Source organism: Streptomyces sp. NPDC006743, assembly GCF_040703815.1.
GTDB lineage: Bacteria > Actinomycetota > Actinomycetes > Streptomycetales > Streptomycetaceae > Streptomyces.
Genome location: NZ_JBEYJA010000025.1, coordinates 50,951 through 72,008 on the forward strand (window position 1 = coordinate 50,951; position 21,058 = coordinate 72,008).

Annotated in this window: 15 protein-coding genes; 5 read left to right on the forward strand and 10 right to left on the reverse strand. The window is 73.2% G+C overall.

Translation table 11 applies throughout. The features are described 5' to 3' along the window. Nucleotides 1-5: 5 nt before the first annotated feature. Complete coding sequence (locus ABZ719_RS21190) at nt 6-1,040, reverse strand: phosphotransferase family protein (protein ID WP_366726728.1); 1,035 nt, start codon at nt 1,038-1,040, stop codon at nt 6-8. A 163-nt stretch (nt 1,041-1,203) separates the two neighbouring features. Continuing rightward, entirely contained in the window at nt 1,204-3,528 is a 2,325-nt protein-coding gene (locus tag ABZ719_RS21195) for an MMPL family transporter (RefSeq protein ID WP_366726729.1), read from the reverse strand. A 250-nt stretch (nt 3,529-3,778) separates the two neighbouring features. On the opposite strand from ABZ719_RS21195, the gene ABZ719_RS21200 reads away from it, so the two are divergent. Both ABZ719_RS21200 and ABZ719_RS21205 read left to right on the forward strand, forming a co-directional pair. Beyond that, nucleotides 3,779-5,107, forward strand: a complete 1,329-nt coding sequence (locus ABZ719_RS21200; protein WP_366726730.1) for a histidine kinase — start codon at nt 3,779-3,781, stop codon at nt 5,105-5,107. 20 nt (nt 5,108-5,127) lie between these two features. After that, nucleotides 5,128-5,856 (forward strand): response regulator transcription factor, encoded by a 729-nt coding sequence (locus tag ABZ719_RS21205; RefSeq protein WP_366726768.1) that lies wholly within the window; start codon nt 5,128-5,130, stop codon nt 5,854-5,856. A gap of 447 nt (nt 5,857-6,303) precedes the next feature. On the opposite strand, the gene sbnA is transcribed toward ABZ719_RS21205, so the two are convergent. The 5 genes from sbnA to ABZ719_RS21230 are packed head-to-tail and all read right to left on the reverse strand — an operon-like array spanning nt 6,304 to nt 15,397. After that, on the reverse strand, nt 6,304-7,332 hold the full coding sequence (gene sbnA, locus ABZ719_RS21210; RefSeq protein WP_366726731.1) for a 2,3-diaminopropionate biosynthesis protein SbnA: 1,029 nt from the start codon (nt 7,330-7,332) through the stop codon (nt 6,304-6,306). A gap of 36 nt (nt 7,333-7,368) precedes the next feature. After that, nucleotides 7,369-8,490, reverse strand: a complete 1,122-nt coding sequence (sbnB, locus tag ABZ719_RS21215) for a 2,3-diaminopropionate biosynthesis protein SbnB (protein ID WP_366726732.1) — start codon at nt 8,488-8,490, stop codon at nt 7,369-7,371. Further along, entirely contained in the window at nt 8,487-9,491 is a 1,005-nt protein-coding gene (locus ABZ719_RS21220) for a TauD/TfdA family dioxygenase (RefSeq protein WP_366726733.1), read from the reverse strand. Before ABZ719_RS21220 ends, sbnB begins: the two co-directional genes overlap by 4 nt. Before the next feature lie 60 nt (nt 9,492-9,551). Next, a complete protein-coding gene (locus ABZ719_RS21225; protein WP_366726734.1) occupies nt 9,552-12,848 on the reverse strand; it encodes an amino acid adenylation domain-containing protein in 3,297 nt (1,098 codons plus the stop codon). A 14-nt stretch (nt 12,849-12,862) separates the two neighbouring features. Then, entirely contained in the window at nt 12,863-15,397 is a 2,535-nt protein-coding gene (locus tag ABZ719_RS21230) for a Pls/PosA family non-ribosomal peptide synthetase (RefSeq protein ID WP_366726735.1), read from the reverse strand. Nucleotides 15,398-15,825: 428 nt separating this feature from the next. Here ABZ719_RS21230 and ABZ719_RS21235 point away from each other — a divergent pair, with 428 nt between their 5' ends. Beyond that, nucleotides 15,826-16,770 (forward strand): MIP/aquaporin family protein, encoded by a 945-nt coding sequence (locus tag ABZ719_RS21235; RefSeq protein ID WP_366726736.1) that lies wholly within the window; start codon nt 15,826-15,828, stop codon nt 16,768-16,770. A 75-nt stretch (nt 16,771-16,845) separates the two neighbouring features. Here the strand turns inward: ABZ719_RS21235 and ABZ719_RS21240 are convergent, their stop codons facing one another. Further along, nucleotides 16,846-17,340, reverse strand: a complete 495-nt coding sequence (locus ABZ719_RS21240; protein ID WP_366726737.1) for a lamin tail domain-containing protein — start codon at nt 17,338-17,340, stop codon at nt 16,846-16,848. A gap of 114 nt (nt 17,341-17,454) precedes the next feature. Next, a complete protein-coding gene (locus ABZ719_RS21245) occupies nt 17,455-18,444 on the reverse strand; it encodes a TIGR01777 family oxidoreductase (protein WP_366726738.1) in 990 nt (329 codons plus the stop codon). 137 nt (nt 18,445-18,581) lie between these two features. Between ABZ719_RS21245 and ABZ719_RS21250 the strand changes: the two genes are divergently transcribed. After that, the gene (locus tag ABZ719_RS21250) at nt 18,582-19,124 is read left to right on the forward strand and encodes a VOC family protein (RefSeq protein WP_366726739.1); all 543 of its coding nucleotides are present in this window, start codon (nt 18,582-18,584) and stop codon (nt 19,122-19,124) included. Then, entirely contained in the window at nt 19,117-19,920 is an 804-nt protein-coding gene (locus ABZ719_RS21255; protein ID WP_366726740.1) for a MerR family transcriptional regulator, read from the forward strand. Before ABZ719_RS21250 ends, ABZ719_RS21255 begins: the two co-directional genes overlap by 8 nt. Before the next feature lie 71 nt (nt 19,921-19,991). Here the strand turns inward: ABZ719_RS21255 and ABZ719_RS21260 are convergent, their stop codons facing one another. Further along, entirely contained in the window at nt 19,992-20,798 is an 807-nt protein-coding gene (locus tag ABZ719_RS21260; RefSeq protein WP_366726741.1) for a thioesterase family protein, read from the reverse strand. Nucleotides 20,799-21,058: the final 260 nt, after the last annotated feature.

Consider the following 21,058-nt stretch of genomic DNA (forward strand, 5'->3'; position numbering starts at 1 on the left):
GACGATCAGCCCTCCCGGAGGCCTTCGTGCAAAGTGGTCAGGCCGTGCTGGATGAAAACGGGGACCAGATCGCCGATGCGGTCGAAACCGCGGCCGACCGTCTGGCCGAGCGTGTACCGGTAGTGGATGCCCTCCAGGATCACGGCGAGCTTGAACCAGGCGAACGCCGTGTACCAGGAGACCGCGGACACGTCGCGCCCCGAGCGCGCTGCGTACCGCTCGATCAGCTCGGCGGGCGAGGGGTGCCCGGGTGCCTCGGCGGTGGTGGACACGGGCGAGTCGGGCATGCCGAGCGGGCTGCAGTACATGACCAGCAGGCCCAGGTCGGTGAGCGGGTCGCCGAGGGTGGACATCTCCCAGTCGAGGACGGCGCGGATCCGGTCGTCAGGACCGATCAGCGCGTTGTCCAGCCGGTAGTCGCCGTGCACCACGGCCGGGGCGGGGGAGACGGGCAGCGAACGCCCCAGGGACGCGTGCAGCTCGTCGATGCCCGGCAGGTCGCGCTCGCGCGAGGCGTCCAGTTGCTTGCCCCAGCGGCGCAGTTGCCGGTCGAGGAAGCCCTCCGGGCGGCCGAAGTCGGCGAGACCCACCTCGCCGGGGTCCACGGCGTGCAGGTCGACGAGGGTGTCGACGAGCGACAGCACCGCCTCGCGGGTGCGCGCCGGGCCGAGCGCGGCGAGCTGCCGCGCCGTCCGGTACGGAGTGCCCTCGACGAACTCCATCACGTAGAACGGCGCGCCCAGCACCTCCTCGTCCTCGCACAGCAGCACCGTGCGGGGCACCGGCACGGGCGTCGGGTGCAGCGCGCTGATCACGCGGTGCTCGCGCTTCATGTCGTGCGCGGTCGCCAGTACGTGGCCCAGCGGAGGCCGGCGTACGACCCACCGGGTGGTGCCGTCGGTGACCGCGTACGTCAGGTTCGACCGGCCGCCCTCGATCAGCCGCCCCGTCAGGGGGCCCCGGGCCAGGCCGGGCCGCTCGCGGTCGAGCAGGCCGCGGAGCCGGTCGAGATCGAGTCCGGGCGGGTGGTCGGGGCTCATCCGGTGCTCCTGGGAACGGGTCGGCAGCAGGTCACGACCATCATGCTGACTAGTCGGTATGTCGTCCAGTACGCGTCACCCCACGGCGAAGTGATCCACGTCTCCAACGGCCCCGACCTCGCTGCCGGACATCCGCTTCCCCTCCTCCCGCCCCCGGGCTCCGTCAGTCCCTGTAGTGCGTGCCGACGCGGCCGGCCCGGTCCGCCGGGCGGCCCCCGTCGTCCGGCTCGCCCGGGTCGAGCGGGCCGGTCGGGCCGTACCGGGCGTCCGGGGCGTCCGGGGCGGTCCGCGGGGCCGTGTCGCGGTGTTCCCGCGGCCCGTACGGTGCCTGCGGCCGGGCGGTGCGGTGCGGCCGGACCGGCCACCACAGGGCACGGCCGAGCAGCGCGGCGAGCGCCGGAACCAGCGCGGTCGACAGGACGAACGCCGACAGCAGGATGCCGAGAGCCGTGGCGAAACCGATCTGCTGGGTGGCGGGGGCCGGGTTGACCGAGAGGCTGCCGAAGGAGCCGGCCAGGACCAGGCCGGCGGTGGCCACGGCCGGTGCCGTGTGCCGTACGGCGCGGGCAACGGCCGGCCGGGCGGGCCCCGGGCGCGCCATCTCCTCCCGGATACGGTCGCTCATCAGGATGTTGTAGTCCGTGCCCAGCGCGACCACGAACAGGAACAGCACGAGCGGCAGGGTGAAGTTGACGCCCGCCTCGCCCCGCAGGTGCTGGAAGACCAGGGTGGAGGCGCCGAGCGTGGCGGCGAAGCCGAGACCGACGGCGAGCATCAGCACCGCGGGCGCCGCCACGCTGCGCAGCAGGACGAGCAGGATCAGCGCGATCAGCGCGGCGGCCACGGGGAAGACGAGTTCCAGGTCGTCGGAGACGGCCGTGGAGATGTCCGCGAAGATCGCCGCCGTCCCGCCGACGTGTGCTTCGCCGCCCGCCGGGGTGTGCCGTGCGACGGTCGTCCGCACCGGCCCGGACACCAGGTCGCGCGCCTTCTGGCTCTGCGCGTCCGCGGTCAGGTAGAGGTCGATCCGGGCGGCGTCGCCCGCCTTGTCGAAGACGGCCGGGGCCACCTGGCCGACGCCCTCCGTACGGCTGAGCGCCCGTGCCAGGCCGTCGACGCCCTGCCGGTCGAGGGCGCCGCCGTCCTTGGCCGTGAGGTAGACACTGGCCGGGTCGGAGACGCCGGCCGGCAGGGCCCGGGAGATCTTCGCCGCGGTGGCCGCGGCCGGGGTGTCGCCGGTGCCGCCGCCCGTGCCGTAGTCCATCTTCATGCCGAGGGTCCCGGCGGCCATCACACCCAGCAGGGCGACGGAGCCCAGGGCCACGGCCAGGGGCCGCCGGGCGACCGCGGCCGCGAACCGGCCGGCCGTGCCCTCGCGCGGGGCCCGCTTCAGGGCGCGGGAGGGCCAGAACATCTTGCGTCCGGCCACCGCCAGCAGGGCCGGCATGAAGGTGAGACTGGCCAGCAGCATCACCAGCACGGAGACCGCGATGGCCGGGCCGAGCACCCGGAACTGCCCGAAACTGGCGATGCCGAGGGTGGCGAAGGCGGCGACGATGGTGAGGGCGGCCGAGGTGATCGCGGAACCCACGCGCCCGCTCACCTCACCGGCGATCTCACGGGCGTCGCGTTCCGGACGCGCGCGCAGCCGCTCACGGAAGCGGAACAGCAGGAACAGGAAGTAGTCGATCCCGATGCCGAGCAGTACGACGCTGATGAGCGACGGGGTGGAGGGGTCCAGCCGGATCCCGGTGAGCAGCGCCGTGCCGACCACGGCTCCCGCGGCGGCTCCGCCGATGAGGCTGACCGCCAGGAGGGGCAGCAGAGCCGCCATGACGCTGCGGAACACCAGCACGTTCAGCAGCACGATCAGACCGATGGTGAGCAGACCCGCCACCGTGCCGGTGGTCTTCTCCGCCTCCTCGCTGTCGACGGTGTCGGCCAGACCGCCGGTGAATCCGGCGCGCAGTCCGTCGCGCGCGTAGGTGTCGGACGCGGTCTTCCGGAATTCCTTGAAGACGTTCTGCAGACCGGGGTCGGTGGAATTACCGGAGAGTCCGACGGGGAAAAGGACGAAAGTGCGGTGAGGGGCGACCGTACCCGGTCCCGTCTTCGGTGTCTGGGAATAGTCCTTCACCAGGAAATCCGGGGTGTCCTCGGTCTTGGGCATCGTCACCCGCTGCCGGCCGAGCCCGGCCGCGACAGCCTCCGCGCGCCGCTGGTCGGCGACGGCGAGCGGCTTGCCGTCGGCCCGCTCGACCAGCATCGTCACGGAGTTGGCGTCCGGCTTGATGCCGAACTTGTCCTCGGCGACCTTCAGTGCCGCCGCCGAGTCGTACGACTTCGGCAGGAAGTCCCCGAGCTGGCTCTCCGTCACGCGGAACATCAATGCCTGGCCCACGATGGTGAGACCGATTCCCAGCAGTACCCAGAGGGTGATGACCTTCCATGGATTTCGCGTGGAGAATCCGGTCAGGGCGCGTATCACAGCGGCTCCGTTCGAAATGATCTCGGACAGTACCTCTCCAGCGAACCAGCGCGATGGGCGTGATGCGTCGGGGCGCGGGATGAGAAGCGGCGGGGGCCCCAGGGGCCGCGGGCGCGGCGGACCGGGACCGTGGTCCTGGTCCGGTCTCGGTCCCCAGGGGGAGGGCCGGGGCCATCGCCCACTGCGACAATGGCGGCAGCAAGCGCCGGGGCCCGCGGGGCCGACCGGACCGAGCGGCGAGAGGAACACCATGGCGACGCGTCGCAGCACCGCGCCGTCGTCGCCCGCCACCGTCCCGGCGGGGCGCGGCGCCGGGCCCCCGGCGGACCGGGGCACGGGCGGGCGGCAGGGCACACGCGCGCGGAGCGTGCGTCACGGCATACGCGTACGTCCCGCCTTCCCGTGGACCGGCGACGAGGTCCTGCCGTGGACCCGCAACGACGCGTTGGTCGCCGTCGGCGCGGCCGCCGTGGACCTCATCGGCTACACCGCGTTCCCGCAGTTCACAGGCGTCCCCGTGTCGACCGCCGGAGCGCTGCTGCTGGTCGTGTCCGCGCTGCCCCTGCTGGTCCGGCGGCGCTTCCCGCTGACCGCCTTGACCGTCGTCCTGGCGTCCGGCGCACTGCTGAACGTGTCGGTGCGGATGGACCAGCACTTCGGCGCCGTCCTGGCGGTCGCCCTGTACTCGGCCGCACGGGCCGGGCGTCCCTGGGCGACGGCGGCCGCGACGGCCGGAGCGGTCGGCGTCACCCTGCTCACCCCCGACCTCGACTCACCGCCCGGTCTCCTGAACCTGGTCAGCGCCTGCCTGGCCGCCGGGCTCATCGTCGCCGGCGCCCTGGTCATCAACCGCTGGCAGCAGGAGACGGAGGTCAGGCGCCGGCTCCTCGCCGACCGCGCGGTGGCCGAGGAGCGCAGGCGGATCGCCCGGGAGCTGCACGACGTCGTCGCCCACCGCATCACCACCATGCAGCTGATGGCGGGCGGCGCCCGCGCCAACCTCGACCACGACGCCGGCGTCGCCCGCGAGGCCCTGGTCACCCTGGAGGAGTCGGGACGGCTGGCGCTGCGCGAGATGCGGCAGCTCCTCGACGTCCTGCGCGCCGACGACGACACGGCGGCCGACCGCTCCGGCGTCCCGGAGGCGCCGCAGCCCGGCCTGGAGGACCTCGACCGTCTGGTCAAGGAGTCCCGGCAGGCCGGCCAGCCCGTCCGACTCGTCCTCGACGGCGAGCCCCGGCGGCTGCCTCCGGTGGTCGGCCTCACCCTGTACCGGATCGTGCAGGAGGCGCTGACCAACGCCCGCAAGCACGCCGGCCCAGGGGTTGCGGTGGAGGTCCGTCTGGACCGGCGGCCGCAGGGGGTGACGGTGTCCGTCACCGACCCGGGCCCCGACGACGCCGAGCCGCCCGCCCCGGCGGGCGGCGGCAGCGGATACGGTCTGATCGGCATGCGCGAACGCGTCGCCCTGCACGGGGGCACGCTGGAGGCCGGCCCGCTGCCCGGGGGCGGGTTCCGGGTGGCGGCGAGCCTGCCGGCGGAACCGCGGAGCGGCGAGGACGAGGAGCGACGACGGTGACCGAAGGCGCGAGCGAAGGGGTGAGCGGGGCTGTGACCGGGACCGCGACCGGGGCCGACGAACCGATCCGCGTGCTCATCGCGGACGACCAGCCGCTCGTCAGGCGCGGACTGGCCCTGATCCTCGGCCCCGCGCCGTCGGTCACCGTGGTCGCCGAGGCGGAGAACGGGGAACAGGCCCTCACACTCGCCGCCGAGCACCGCCCCGACGTCGTGGTGATGGACATCCGCATGCCGGTCCTCGACGGGGTGGCCGCCACCGAGCGGCTCGCCCGTGACCTGCCCGGGTGCCGGGTGCTCGCGCTCAGCACCTTCGACATGGACGAGTACGTCGTCGCCGCGCTGCGCGCCGGTGCGTGCGGCTTCCTGCCCAAGGACAGCTCCCCGGAGGAACTGGTCGCCGCGATCCGCACCGTCCGGGCGGGTGAGGCCGTCGTCGCGCCGCGCCTGCTGACCCGGCTGATCTCCGCGTACGTCAGGACCCCGCCGGCAGCGGCCCACGACCGTCCGGAAGCCGCTTCCCGGGCCGCCGCCGACCTCACGCCGCGTGAGGTCGAGGTGTGGCGGCTGCTGGCCACCGGCCTGGACAACAACGAGATCGCCCGGACCCTGGAGATCAGCGTCTCCACCGTGAAGAACTACATCACCAGCATCTTCGACAAACTGCGCGTCCGCGACCGGGCGCAGGCGGTCATCGCGGCCTACGAATCGGGCCTGGTACAGGTCCGCCGGCCGGCCGGCCGGGACTGACACCCGAGCGCGTCCCGGCGGCGGACCGGCCCCGGCCCGCCACCTGGCGCGAGCGGACGGAGGCGAGGCGTGCCCGACGGCCGTGGCTCGGCCGGGGTGGCGGCGCGGACCGGTTCCGGTTCCGGCTTTCGGACGGGCGCGTCGGGGGCGGACGGGCAGGGCAGCGACAGGGGCGTCGTCCCCTGCCGTCCGCCGGGGCAGCGGCCCCGGATGGCAGGCCGGGCCGCCGGCCCGTGACCCGGCCCTGAAAACGAGCGCCGCGCAGGACCCGTCCCGTGGCGCGACCGGAGTCCGGTGACAGCCCAGGGCGCAGTCCGGCCCGGGCCGACCGGACCGCGCCTCAGCCCGCCGCGCCCCGTCCCGCCACCCCGCCGAGCGGAAGCGGCGCGGGGCGTGGCCGGCTTCCCGGCCGGGGGCCCGGAGCCGGCGGCCGGCGGCCGGACGCTGCTACGACTCGGGGCGGCCGTCCGGGGTGCGGGGCACCGGTTCCGCGTTCCGGGGGGTGGCCGGGACGCCGCCCTTCGGGTCGAGGATCTGGTCGCCGTAGAGGTCCTCCAGCCAGGTCGACTGGTAGATCGTGTCGAGATAGCGTTCGCCGAGGTCGGGGGCGATGGCCACGGCGGTCAGGTCGCGCTCGTCGTGCTCGGCGAGCCACGCCATGGCGCCGCTGACCACCGTGCCGGTCGAGCCGCCGAAGAGGAAACCGCGCCGGGCCAGCCGGTGACAGGCGCGGATCGTGTCCGCCTCCTCCACCCGGATCACCTCGTCGACGTAGGACTCGTCGAGCAGCGGCGGGCGCATGCTCATGCCGAGGCCGGGGATCAGCCGGCGGCCCGGCTTGCCGCCGAAGGCCACCGAACCGACGGTGTCCACCGCGACGATCCGTACCGGCCGGTGCCACTCGCGGAAGTACCGCGCGCACCCCATCAGGGTGCCCGTGGTGCCCGCGCCCACGAACAGCACGTCCAGGCGCGGGAACTGCGTGGCGATCTCCGGCGCCGTCCGCCGGTAGTGCGCACCCCAGTTGCCCGGGTTGGTGTACTGGCTGAGCCACACGTACCGCTCGTCGGAGGCGCACAGCGCCCGGACGTAGTCGATCCGGGCGCCGAGGAAGCCGCCGTTGGCGTCGAGGTCGGCGATGACGTGGACCTCGCTGCCCAGCGCCTCCATCAGCAGCCGCGTGGACAGGTTGCAGCGGGAGTCGGTGACGCACAGGAACCGGTAGCCCTTGCTGGCGGCGATCATGCTGAGCGCGACGCCGAGGTTGCCGGACGAGGACTCGATCAGCACCGAGTCCTCGCCCAGCAGCCCGTCCCGCTCCGCGGCCTCCACCATCTCGACCGCGGCCTTCAGCTTGATCGAACCCGCGAAGTTGAAACCCTCGCACTTCAGGTAGAGCGAGCGTCCGAAGATCGGCCGGAGGTCGACGTAGAGCCGGCCTTCGTTGAAAGCGTGGGGAGCGGAGATGACGGGCACGCTAACCTCCTGATGCCGGGGCCGGGGGACGGGCGTTCAGCCGTACCGGCGCAGCTCGTGGAAGAAGTCGTCGACGACGTGGAGGTTCCCGGCCCGGGCCACCTCGGCGTGGACATAACTGCCGACGGCGAGGTCGAGGACCCCGAGGCCGAACGGGGAGAAGATCACGGTCCGGTCGGCCGGCGGTTCCACCCGGCCGGTCAGCACGTCGTCGAGCGTGCCGTCCAGGAAGTCCCGCCCGCCGGTGAGTTGTTCGGCCAGGTGCGGTGAGGTGCCGGCCTTCAGGCAGTGCTCGACGTCGTCGACGAAGTTCGCCGCGCCGAGCAGGATCCGCGGGTCGAGGTCGCGCAGCGACACGTGCAGCACCACCGGGCGGTGGTCGAACCAGGACGGGTCGGTGACGTGCGGTTCGCCCGCGACGGTCGCGAACACGACCAGGTCGCTGGAGCGGATCAGCTCCTCGGGGCTGTCGTGCACGGTGATCCGCCCGGCCTGATCCGCGGAACCGTTTCCGCCGCCCTGCCCGGCCTGTTCCGCGGCACCGGCCGCCCCCTGGCGCAGATAGCCGCAGAAGCCGGCCGCGCTGTCGGCGGAGACGTCGTACACGCCGACCGAGTCGAAGCTCCAGCCGGTACCGGCGAGGAACGTGTGGATGTAGCGCGCGATCAGACCCGTGCCGAAGAAACCGATCCGGGCCGGCCGTGTCCGGGTGCGGGAGAGCCGGTCCGCGGCCAGCGCGGCCGACGCCGCCGTCCGGGTGGCGCTGATGATGGAACTCTCCAGGCAGGCGAACGGATAGCCGGTGTCGTGGTCGTTGAGGATCAGGACCGCCGAGGCCCGGGGCACCCCGGCGGCCACGTTCTCCGGGAAGCTGGAGATCCATTTCAGTCCGTCGACGCCCACCGGCCCGCCGACCGAGGCGGGCAGCGCGATGATCCGGGAGGTGGGCCGGTCCGGGAAGCGCAGGAAGTACGACGGCGGGTTGACCGTCTGCCCGGCGCCGTGCAGCCGGTACGTGGCCTCGACGAGGTCCACGATCTCCTTCTCGCGGCCCTGGAGCGCCTGCTGCACCTGGGCACCGGAGATCACCGCGAAGGACGGCACGCGCGCCGCACCGGAGGCGGGGGAGCCGGTGACGGGGGACGTCACGGAGGTCATCGCCGGTCTCCTTCCGGGGTGGGCGTGCCACCGGCCGGCACCCGCGGCTCGGCCATGGCCACCAGCACCCGCCGCTCACCGGTGAAGGCCTCGCGGCTGTGCGCGGTGCGGATGTTGTCGACGAGCATCAGGTCACCGGCCTGCCAGGGCTCGCGCCGGGTGTGCTCCTCGTAGACGGCGTTGATCTGCTGGACGACCTTCTCGCTGATCGGAGCGCCGTCCCCGTAACGGGTGTTGAACGGCAGCCCGTCCTCGCCGTACTCGTCCACCAGGTACTCGCGCACCTCGGGTGCCAGCGTCCACTCGTTGAGGAACGCGATCTGGTTGAACCAGCAGGGGCGGCCGGTGACCGGGTGCCGTACGACGGCGCCGCGGCGCTGCCGGGTGCGCAGCGACCCGTCGTCGTGCCACTCGAAGTCGATGTCGTGCGCGCGGCAGTAGTTCTCGACGGTCTCCCGGTCCTCGGTGCCGAACGACTCGGCCAGTGAGGCGCCGATCTCGTCGTTGTAGCTGCGGGTGAGCAGCCAGCCCTCGCGCTCGAAGCGCTCCGTCACCTCGGCGGGCAGCGCCCGGAGCACCTCTTCCGCGTCCGCCACCGCGGTGGCACCGCCCTGGGCGGGCGCGGTGAGGCACGCGAACAGCATCAGCGTGGGAACCCGCTGCGCGTAGCTCAGTTCGTGGTGCATGCACATGGGCTGGTTGTCCGGCCAGGCGGTCGAGGAATACAGCCCGCCGCCGTAGGACTGCCGGACGGCGAACGCCTCGCGCTCCGCCATCGGTTCACCGCCCAGCGCGGTGAAGACCGCCCGGACCTGTTCCTGCTCCCCGAGACCCAGGCCGCGCACCAGGAGCGCGCCGTGCTCGGCGACCTGCGCGCGCACCGCCTCGCGGTACTGGGCCGCCCAGCCGGCCGCGTCGGCCGGCGGTTCGACGTGCAGGACCGGCGGCCGGTCCGGTCGCAGCTCCACCTCCAGCAGTGACGCCGGGGACGAGAACGACATCTCGGTGTTCCTTTCGTCGGGCGGTGTGGTCGCCGGCCGGCCGGTCGCCGGCCGGCGTGGTCAGGAGGACGCCAGCAGTTCGGCGGCGTCCAGGACGGCCCGCGCCGCCCCGTCCGGCCGGGTGCGGGGGAAGTAGTGGCCGCCGTCGGTGAGTTCGTGCAGCTCCACCTGCCCGGCCAGGAACTTCCAGTCCCGGTGGTGTGCGCCGTACCCGGCGGTGTGCGGATCGTCGGCGGCGACGACCACGGTCACCGGTGCGGCGAGCCGCACCGCCGGCGGGTTCTCCAGGGCGGCCGCGAAGTAGCGGTGCGCCGACACGCAGTCGTGCCGGTAGGCCGCGCCGATGTGCTCGGCGTGGTCCGCGTTCAGCTCGCCCAGCTTGGTGTAACCGCTGTCCGCGCTCAGCCGGGCGGCGATCTCCGCGTTGCCGCACCGTGCCAGCTCGGCCGCGGCGGCGGTGCGCCCGGCGGCCGTCCCCGGCAACTGCGCGCCCAGGAACACCCGCACCACCCGCACCCCGCGCTCCTCCAGCCGCCGTGCCGTCTCGACGGCCGGGGCGGCCCCGGAGGAGTGACCCCACAGCATGACCTGCGTCAGACCGCGCGCCAGGATCTCGGACACGGCCCGCTCGGCGACCTGCTCCAGCGGGGCGAACTCCTCACCCGCGGCGGCCAGGTCGTGTCCCGGCAACTCGGCGGCGTACACCGCGAGGCCGCTGCCCGCCAGGGCGCTCGCCATCGGCCGGAAGTTGACCGCGTTGCCGCCCGCGTACGGGAAGCACACCAGGGCGCAGGCGCCGGGCGGGCCCGCCGCGGACAGCGGCTGCAGCAGCTCCGGGCGGCTCGTACGAGCACCGTCGAGCAGCGCGGCGAGGTCGGCGAGCACCGGATGGCGGGTGATGTCCTTGAGGGAGACCGCCCGGTCCAGGGCGATGGTCAGCTTCACCGCCGACAGAGAGGTGCCGCCGCGGTCGAAGAAGTGGTCGTCGCGGCCGACGCCGTCGCGGGGCAGCCCCAGCAGTTCGGCCCAGGCGTCCGCCAGCCGCCGCTCGGTCGCGGTGCGCGGGGCGTCCTTCGCCCCGCCGTCCGCCCTGTCCTGCTCGGCGGACCGCTCGGCCAGCGCGGTCAGGGCCTTGCGGTCGGTCTTGCCGTTGGCCGTCAGCGGCAGGCCGTCCTGCCAGTGGAAGGCGCTCGGCACCATGTACGCGGGCAGCGCTGCCCCCAGCGCCCGCCTCAGTTCCCCGGCATCGAGGCGCCGGCCGGTGTAGAAGGCGACCAGATGGGCGCCGCCCCCGGCGAGTTCGGCGACGACGACCGCGCCGTCGCGTACTCCGTCCACCCGCAGCAGCGTGTTCTCGATCTCCCCGATCTCGATCCGGAACCCGCGGATCTTGACCTGGCTGTCCCGCCGCCCCAGGAACTCCAGCTTGCCGCCCGGGTGCCAGCGCCCCCAGTCCCCGGCCAGGTAGAGCCGCTCGCCCGGCCGGTAGGGGTCCTGCCGGTACGCCTCCCGGGTGCGCTCGGGATCGTTGACGTAGCCGCGGCCCACGCACACCCCCGAGAACGCGATCAGGCCGGGCGCGCCCAGCGGCACCAGGGACAGGTTCTCGTCGACGACCAGGACCCGTACGTTGCTGACCGGACGGCCCAGCAGCACCCGGTCCGGCACCTCGCGCATGACCTCGTGGTTGGTGTCGTCCGACGTCTCGGTCAGGCCGTAGGCGTTGACCAGGGCGACGTCGGGCTTCAGCGCGAACCAGCGCTGGACCAGCTCCCGTTTCAGCGCCTCACCGGTCACCGACACGTACCGCAGGGCGGGCAGCTCGCGCGGGTGCCGTTCCAAATACGCGGCCACCACCTCCAGGTAGGAGGGCACGACCTGCGCCACCCCGGCCCCGCCGCGTTCCAGCGTGTCGACGAACCGCTCCACGTCCACGACCGCGTCCTGCTCCACCAGCAGCGTCCGCCCGCCCACCAGCAGCGCGGCCAGCAACTGCCACAGCGAGATGTCGAAGCACTGCGGGGCCGTCTGCGCCACCACCGTCTCCGGGCCGATCCCCAGGTCGTCGATCTTGGCGAACAGGTGGTTGAGCATGCCGGCGTGCTCGCACATCGCGCCCTTCGGCTCGCCCGTGGAGCCGGAGGTGAAGTAGATGTACGCCAGCCGGCCGGGCGCCACCTCCAGACCGAGGTCGCCGTCGGCGTGGTCCTCCGCGTACGCGTCCCCCACCAGCAGCTTCTCGATGCCCGGTGCCTGCCCGGCCAGGGCCTCGTCCAGGGTGGCGGTGCTGCCCGGCTCGGTCAGCGCGATCCGGCAGCCGGACCGGGCCAGGGTCGCCGCGATCCGCCCGGCCGGGAAGTGCGGCTCGATCGGCAGGTAGACACCGCCGGCCTTGAACACCGCGAGCACCGAGGCCAGCCAGTCCAGATCGCGTTCGGTGACCACCGCCACCACGTCCTCCGGGCCCAGCCCCCGCGCCAGCAGCGCCCGCGCCAGCCGGTTCGCGCGGGCGTTCAGCTCGCCGTACGTCCACGAGCGGTCCCCGTGCACCGCGGCCACGGCGTCGGGACGCTCCCGCACCCGCTGCTCGAACAGCTCGTGCGCCCGCGCGTCGGGCAGGGCGCGCTCCGGTCCGGCCAGCCCTTCGAGCTGCTCGCGCACCTCCTCGTCCGGCAGCAGGCTCTGCCGGGCGTGCTCGGCGTCCGCGTCGGCGGCCATCAGCGCGAGCGCGGCCAGGTGGTAGCCGCAGATCCGGGCGGCCGCCGAGGCGTCCAGCACGTCGGTGCGGTACCGCAGCCGCAGTGTCATCCGCGCCTTGCGGTCGGACCAGCCCACGGCCAGCACGGTGCCCGCGGGCAGGGCGCCGTCGGCGCCGCGCCCGGTCTCCTGCCAGGCCCCGGCGGCCCAGGAGCCCTCCGGGTCGCACACCACCTCGTACGCCGGCTGTGTCAGCCCCAGCTCCCGGCGCAGCTCGCCCACGGCGAAGCCGCGGTGCGTGAGCAGGTCCGCCTCGACGCGGCGGGCGGCGCGCACCACACCGCGCCAGGTGGGGGGCGCGACCGTCAGCCGGCAGGGGAGCGGGTCACCGTCGCCCACCGCGTGCCCGGTCACCACGTCCGGCTCCCCGCAGAGCGCGGACAGCACCTTGGCGTGGGCGGCCAGCAGCACCGCGCTGACCGGGACGCCCAGTTCGGCGGCCAGGGCGCGCACCGCCTCGGCCACCTGGGCCGGGACCGTCTCCTCGTGCCCGGCCACGCCGGCGACGGGCCGCGGCGCCCACCGCGGTACGGCGGTGAACCCGCCGGCGGTCAGCACATCGGTCCAGAAGTCCCTGTCCGCTGCCACGAGCGTTCCCATCGAATGACCCTTCCTCAGTTCGCCTTCGGGGCGGCGGGGTTGCCTTCCCATTCCGCGTCGGGCGGGACTTCCTCGCCCTTCATCAGAAAGGAGTCGGGCGCCAGCACCGCCCGGTCGCCGAGCGTCACGCCGTAGTGCACGTGCGCGCCGACGCCGAGGGTGACGCCCGCGCCGAGTGTGGTGCGGTCGGACTTGAAGGTCCCGTCCTCCTGCGAATGGCACTGGATCTTGCTGCCCGCGCTGAGGGTGCAGTCGTCGCCGATGGCGGCCAGCGTCCGCTCCGTGATGAAGCATCCGTCGTCGAAGACCCGCCGGCCGATGCGCACCCCGGTCAGCCGCCAGACCAGAGCCTTGAACGGTGTGCCGTTGAAGATGGCCAGGTAGTGGTCCGGCACCTTCCACACCCGTTCGTGCCACCAGAAGTACGGCTCGTAGATGGAGCACAGCTTCGGCCGCAGCGGGCGGAAGCCGGTCAGGCACCGCTCCAGCAGGATGTAGAACCCGGTGGTGAGCACCAGGGTGAGGGCCAGGTAGCAGCCGATCACGATGTGCCCCAGGGTGCCGTACAGGCCGACCGAGCCGAGCGCGAAGGCGGTGAGCAGTGCCGTGTGCAGCCAGCGCATCAGCAGGTGCAGGGCCATGGAGCGCAGGTTGTAGCGGTTCTTCGCGGCCAGACTGCGGCGCAGCGCGTCGCCCGTGCGCAGGTGGTCGAAGCGGGTGTCGCGCTCGACCGAGCGGGGGATCTCGAAGCAGGGCGAGCCGAGCAGTCCGACCCCCTCGCGGACCTCGCCGTCGAGGGGGACCATCACCTTCGTCGCCAGCAGGCAGTTGTCACCGGTGCGCGCCCCGGCCGGGTAGGCGATGTTGTTGCCGAGGAAGTTGCGGGCCCCGATCGAGGCCCGGCTCATCCTGAAGGACGTACGGGAGTAGTCGGCGTTCAGGACCGACAGGCCGTCGGCCACCATCGTGCCGCCGCCGACGGAGACCAGGAACGGGGACTGGTGCTGGACCTCGGTGCCGAAGTTCGAGCCGGTCTGCTCGACCTCGCAGAGGTCGTACCCGATGCCGCGCAGGTAGGGGACGATGTAGGAGCTGTCCCCGAACAGCCAGGTGAAGAACCTGACGTTGGTCAGGCCGGCGATCAGCCGGTGCACGGCGTAGTGGAAGCCGTAGAGCGGATAGACCCGGTCGGGGCGGATCACGCGGTGCAGTACCCGCGGCACGGTGCACAGGGCGAGCAGACCGAGCAGGAGACCGCCGAAGAACAGCACCGAGGACACGATCAGGGTGTCGCCGAGGAACTCCCCGGCCGTGGTGCCCCGGGTCTCGGCGGTCAGTCGTTTGCTGAGCACCGGGACCTCCGCGAACAGCATGTACACCCCGCCCACGGCGAGCGGGAGGTACAGGAGGAACAGCTGCAGCAGGGTGGTGAGCGCGAAGCCGGCCCGGCGCAGCGTGCCGCACCGGGCCGGGGGGACCCGTACGTGATCGACGTGCGTGGGCTGGGCCGGGGAGCCGTGCCACCGCTCGCCCGCCGGGATGGTCCGGCCCCGGTACAGGGCCGAGGCGTGGCCGAGTTGGGCGGCGTCGCCCATGGCGGTGTCGATGTCGAGGACCGTCTTCTCCCCGATGAAGACGTCCCGGCCCAGGGTGACGCGGCCGGTCTGGATGGCTCCGGCGTGCGCCCGGTAGCCCAGGAACACGGCGTCGTTGCGGATCACCGTGCCGGCCCCGATGGTGAGCAGGTCGGTGCAGACCGGAACCGACCGGGAGAGGATCGTGACGTCCTTCCCGATCCGCGCGCCCAGCGCCCGCAGGTACATGACGTACAGCGGATTGCCGACGAACAGGACCATGGGGTTGGCGTGGAGCAGTGACTTGACGACCCAGAAGCGCAGGTACGCCATGCTCCACACGGGGAACTCCCGGGGCTTCCAGCGGCCGACGAGCACCCATTTCACGAGGACCGGGAAGGCGCACAGGGCGAGGAATCCGCTCGTGCCGCACAGGAACGAGCGAACGTAGATCTGGACGAGGCCCGATCCGGCCGCGACCCATTCGTAGGCCTGGGCGGTGGCCATGCCGATGACGAAGGAGTAGCCGAGGAAGATCAGCGCCTGGAGCGCCCCGCACACCAGGTGGTTGCCCGGCACGTGCGGTGCGGGCGCGGGCGCGGGCGCCGGCGCGGAAGCCGGTGCCGGCGGTGGTGCGGCCGCCGTGGCGGGGCCGGCGGCCGGGGCCGCGGCCGGCGCGAGGGCGGCCGCCAGCTCGCGGAGGGTGGGGTGCCGGTAGATGTCCTTCATGGACACGGACGGCAGGTCGGGGTGTTTGCGCACCCGTGCGCAGAACTGGGCCATGACCAGGGAGTTGGCGCCCAGGTCGGTGAAGAAGTGGCTGTCCGCCGGTACCTGCTCGGTGTGCACGACGTCCGCCAGGATGCCCGCGAGGAGCCGCTCGGTGTCCGCCGTCGTCGGATCGGTGACTGCACGTCGGGCGACGGCGGATTCGTCCGGCCCGGGCATCAGGATGTCGGCAGACTTCTCCACCATGCGAACTCCCTGAGAAAGGTCGAAAACCGTCGGCCAGGGGTGGCCGGTCCCCGAGACCGTGCGTTTTCGCCTGATCACGAAACCATGGATCAGTCTTGTGCGGGGTTCACGGGGTTGCCACTCGGGTCGGGCGTGCCGATCCGCCGCCGAGCGGCCGACGTACCGCTGTTTCCGCTGCCCCGGGCAGGGCGGGGGCCTTCGGCGGGATCACCCGTATGGAGTTCACTCCCGGCCCCCGAGCGGGGCGCCGGGACGCCGCTTCGGGGGCCTCGGAGCCTTTTCGGGGGCCGGGAACCGGCCGAGTGGCCCACGGCGGTCCTGGCGCGCACACTGAGCTGAGACGCGGGGCCGCGACTGGCAGTGACGCGGGGCCGCCCGGAGCAGGACCGTACCGGCCCGTGGCCGGACCGTTCGTCGAGGGGGCCGATATGGCCGTAGAAATCCCGCCCCTGATCACACCCTCCCGGCTCAGGCGCCGCGGGGGCCTGTGGGGCGAATGCCTGGCGGAGTTCCTCGGGACCTTCGTCCTCATCGCCTTCGGCTGCGGCGTGGTCGCCATGGCGGTCGCGGCGCTGCCCGGATCGGGCCGGACGGAAGGACCCACGACTTTCTTCCTGGGCGCCGGGGACTGGCTGCTCATCACCTGGGGCTGGGCGTTCGCCGTGGTCTTCGGCGTGTACGTGGCCGGTGGCGTCAGCGGCGCGCACATCAACCCGGCGGTGACGCTGGCGTTCGCGGTACGGCGTAAATTCCCCTGGGCCAAGGTCGTGCCGTACTGGATCTCACAGGTGGTGGGCGCCTTCGCCGGCGCGGCCCTGGTGTACGGGGTCTACCACGACGCGATCAACACGTTCGACCAGGCCATGAAGGGTCCCAAGACGCACGGGCACACCGTCGCGTCCTTCTCCATCTTCGGCACCTTCCCGGCCCCGTACTTCCACGGCGGCTACTGGGGGCCGCTGGTCGACCAGATCGTCGGCACCGCCCTGCTGGTCATGCTGATCGTGGCCGTCGTCGACCTGCGCAACACCGCGGTGAAGGCGAACCTCGGGCCGCTCGTCATCGGCTTCGCCGTGGCGGCCGTCGGCATGTCCTACGGCGCCAACGCCGGGTACGCCATCAACCCGGCCCGCGACTTCGGCCCCCGGCTGTTCACGTTCTTCGCCGGCTGGGGCGACCTCGCGCTGCCGGGCAGTGAGCCGGGCTCCTTCAGCGCCTACTGGTGGGTCCCCATCGTCGGGCCGCTCGTCGGCGGTGTGGTCGGCGTGCTGGTCTACGACCTGTTCATCGGTGACGTCCTGCACATCCGCGCCCAGCAGGCCGAACTGCCCGAGGTGGGCCGCACCCGCGGCACCGCGTCGGACGAGGAGTAGCGCGGGCGCGGCACCCGCGGCGGTCCTGGCGGACGCCGCGGGTGCCGCGCCGTCGTGGTCGCGTCGCGGTGCGGCTCAGCCGTGGTAGGAGATGTAGCCGTTGCCGTCGCGGTCGTCGCGCCTCTTGGTGTAGGAGTGCACGTCGGCGCGGGCGCCGGAGGGCTTGTACAGGTAGATGGTGTCCTTGTCGTTGTTCCAGATGAAGTTGCAGTTCTGGCGGTAGGCGACGTTCTTCGCGTCGGACTCCCTGCCCTTGCCGCCGCGCAGCTTCACGTAGTCGCCGGGCTCCAGGTAGTGGTCGGCGGAGAACCTGAAGCGGTTGCCGGCGGCGTCCTTGACGACGTAGCCCTTGAGGTTGACCCGCGAGGTGCGCGAGTAGTTCTTGATGGTCAGGTACTCGTCCTTGGCGTTGCCCTTGGTGCAGCTGTTGGAGTCCCGCCCGGGAGCGTCGTACTGGACGCCCTTGATCTTCAGGGCGGAGGAGTACTCGGCGGCCTGTGCCGGAACCGCGGCGACGACGGCGACCGTCCCCGCCGTGGCGGCCGCGGCCAGCACGGAACGTATGCGCATGAGGATCCCCCCTCGGTGATGCGGATGGAGCGTCAGGAGCATACACAGGCGTGGCGGAACGGTGGCGGGGGAGTGGAGGAAACGTGAAGGCTGGCGGGGCGGCAGACCTGGAGGTCAGGCCCGGGTCCTCGCCGGTGGCGGGAGGGGGCGGGCCCGGCGCGGGGGGCGCTCGCGTACGCGGCGCACGAGGTCCACGGCGGCCTCGGGCCACTGCGGGTGGTCGAAGGCGAAGCCGGCGTCGAGCAGGCGGCCGGGGACCACGCGCCGGCTCTTGAGGAGCAGTTCGGTGTCCGTGCGCAGCACGAAGGCGCCGGCCTGAGCCATCCACCGCGTGGCCGGCAGGCCCACCGGGACGCCCCAGGCGGTGCGCAGCACGCGCATGAGGGCGCGCTGCGTCAGGGGCGCGGGAGCGGCGAGGTTGACCGGCCCCTCGATGTCCTCCCGCGCCGCCAGGAACAGCACGGCACGCACGAAGTCCTGCTCGTGGATCCAGGAGACGTACTGCGCGCCGCCCGCCACCGGTCCGCCGACGCCCAGCCGCGCCAGCCGCAGCAGCACGTCGAAGACCCCGCCCCGGTCGGGGCTCATCACCATGGCGGTCCGCAGGGCGACCTTGCGGGTGTGCGCCGTCGCGGCCCGCTCCTGTTCCCGCTCCCAGGCGCGGGCGATGTCCACGCTGTAGGCCCAATACGCGGGGACGCCGGGTTCCGACCCGCCGATGACGCCGGTCGCCTCGTCGTGGGGCGCGTCGAAGCGGTGCGCGTAGACGGTGGCGGTGCTCATCTGCAGCCACAGGCGCGGGGGCCGCCGGGCGGCGGCCACGGCCTCGCCCACGACCCGGGCGGATTCCACCCGCGACTGTTTCATCGCCCGCAGGTTGTCCGGCGTGTAGCGGCAGCTGACGCTGCGTCCGGCCAGGTTCACGACCAGGTCGCAGCCGTCGACCGCTTCCGCCCACGGCCCCAGCGTCCTTCCGTCCCACAGGACCTGCCCCGCGCGCCGCGGACGCCGGGTCAGTACGACGACCTCGTGACCGGCCGCGGTCAGCGCCCGCTCCAGCACGGTGCCCACCTGACCCGTCCCGCCCGGCAGTACGACCTTCATCGGACCTCGCCCCCCCCTTTTTGTCGGTGAGGGTGATCCTACGCCTTTCTTGAACGCGTTCAAAAAAATTATGGCGGTCGTCCGGGACTCCGGAACGGCTTGACCCTCACGCGGCGTGAGGCCCCAGGGTGAGGCGCATGAGCGACCACTTCAACGCGTTCGAGATCAGCCCCGTGCCCGCTCCCGGCCCGGACGCCACCCCGCCCGAGCCCTTCCGCGGCATCTACGGAATGCCCGCCTTCGTCACCGTCCCCACCGGCGACATGGCGGCGTCCGTGGACTTCTGGACCCGCGGGCTCGGCTTCTTCGAACTGTTCACCGTCCCCGGCAGGCTCGTGCACCTGCGCCGGTGGGCGTTCCAGGACGTACTCCTCGTCACGGCGGCGGACGTTCCGGAGCGGGCACCCGCGATGAGCGTCGGTTTCGCCTGCGTGCTCAGCCAGGTGGAACCCCTCGCCGAGGCCTGCCGCGCGCTGCGCCCGGACTCGGTCGAGGGTCCGCGTGACACCCCCTGGAACACCCGCGACGTGACCGTGATCACCCCCGAGAACGCGCGGATCGTCCTCACCGCGGCGAAGCCCCTCGACCCGGCCGGCGAGGAGGCGCGGTACCTCGAAGCGGTCGGCATCGTCGCGCCGGGAGCGGGTCGCGGCGACGGCGACAATGGGGAACATGCCTGACACCACCGATGCCGGGGGCCTGACCGTCGGTCAGGTCTCGGCCCGTCTGGGCGTGACCGTCCGCGCGCTGCACCACTGGGACGAGACGGGGCTGGCGCGCCCGTCGCTGCGCACCGCTGCCGGGTACCGGCTCTACACCGCCGCCGACCTCGAACGTCTGCACCGCGTCGTCGTCTACCGTGAGCTGGGTCTGGGCCTGGACAGGATCCGGGCCGTCCTGGACGACCCGGCCGCCGACGTGCCCGGTGCGCTGCGCGCGCAACGCGCCCAGGTCGCCGAACGGATCGAGCGCCTCCGGCAGCTCGATGCCGGACTGGGCCGGATGATCGACGCCCACGAGCGCGGCCCGCTGCTGAGCGCCGGCCAGCAGGCCGCGGTCTTCGGCCCCGGGTGGAACGCGGACTGGCCCCTCCAGGCCCGCCGGCGCTACGGGGACACGAGGCAGTGGCAGCAGTACGCCGAGCGCTCGGCCGCCCGCTCGCCGCAGGAGTGGCAGGAGGTCGCCGACGACGTCGCCGGCTTCGAGCGCGCGCTCGCGGAGGCGATGGACGCCGGCGTCGCCCCGGGCGACCCGGAAGCCGACCGGCTCGTCGAACGGCACCGGGAGGTCTTCACCGCCTACTTCCCCCTCACCCGGCGGATGCAGGTCTGCCTCGGCCGCAGGTACGAGACCGATCCGGGATTCGCCGCCCACTACGACGGCATCCGGCCCGGTCTCGCCGCGTGGTTCCGCCGCGTCATCGACGCCGGCGCGCGTGCCCACGGCATCGACCCGGACACCGCGACCTGGGAGTAGGCCCCCGGGCCCCGCCGGACGGTCCGGGGAGCAGGGCCGGCCGTTCGGTGCGCAGCCCCGGCGGGGCCGGGTCAGACGCCCGGCACGGGCCGCACGGTGAGGATCTGCTGGGCGTGGCCGACCGGGCCGTGCACGTCGTGCAGCACCGTACTCGTGATCCCCTGGCCGGCCGGACCGAAGACGACGGTGGTGTCCAGGCCGGTCCAGCGCCCCTCCGGCCGGCGGTGCAGGTGCACGGTCAGGTCGACGTTGGGAAACATCCACGCCTTGGGCGACTCGCGTACGGCGATGCCGTTGGCCGTGTCGACCAGAGCCAGGTAGGAGGCCAGCGGGCCGCACGGCTCCCCGGCCACCAGGGCGAGCGGAGTGGACACCCAGACGGTCGCGCGGCCGGGCCGCGGCGGCCCGACGGGGCGGACGTCGAGGGAGGCGATGTAGCCGCCGGGCCAGTGGTCCGTCATCGGCCAGGGGGCGAGCCCGTCCGGACCGGTGAGCGGCACGGCCCCGCCCCCGGCGACCGAGGCGGTGTCCTGCGCGGCCAGCAGCCAGGCACGGGCCCGGACCACCGGGCGCCCGGCGACGCGTACGACGGCCTCCAGCAGTTCGATGGTGCGGCCCGGCCGGACCGTGTCCACCTCGATCTCGCACTCCTGGAGCGCCAGCCGGCCCAGGATGTCGTAGCTGATCCGCGACAGCAGCAGACCGCTGGGCGGCCGCGTGGCGAGATAGCGGTCGATCGCGTGGACGACGAGACCGCCGAGCGGGCTGAAGTGCAGCTCGGTCTCGTCCCAGGCGCCGCTCGCACGGGCCGTGGGCGTGAAACGGTGGTCGCCGGTACGGACGTAGTAACTGCCGGGAGCCGCAGTGCCGGTGCTCAACGGGCGCCTTTCCTCGTCTTGGTCAGCATGCGCGGGTCACCTCACGCACAAGTACTTCAGGGACCGCCCCCAGCAGGCTGGTCCGCCGCGCGAGCCGGCCGGTCCCCGGGGAGCCCCGGGCAGGATGCCATGACGCTGCTGCCCGGCCCGGGGCAGGGTGCCCCGCCGGCCGCTCCCTCTGCGGCCGGGCGGCCGAGGCGGGGTGGACGCACCCGGGCGGGTTCGCAGGCGGAGCGGGGCACGGCGTCCGGAGCCGTCGC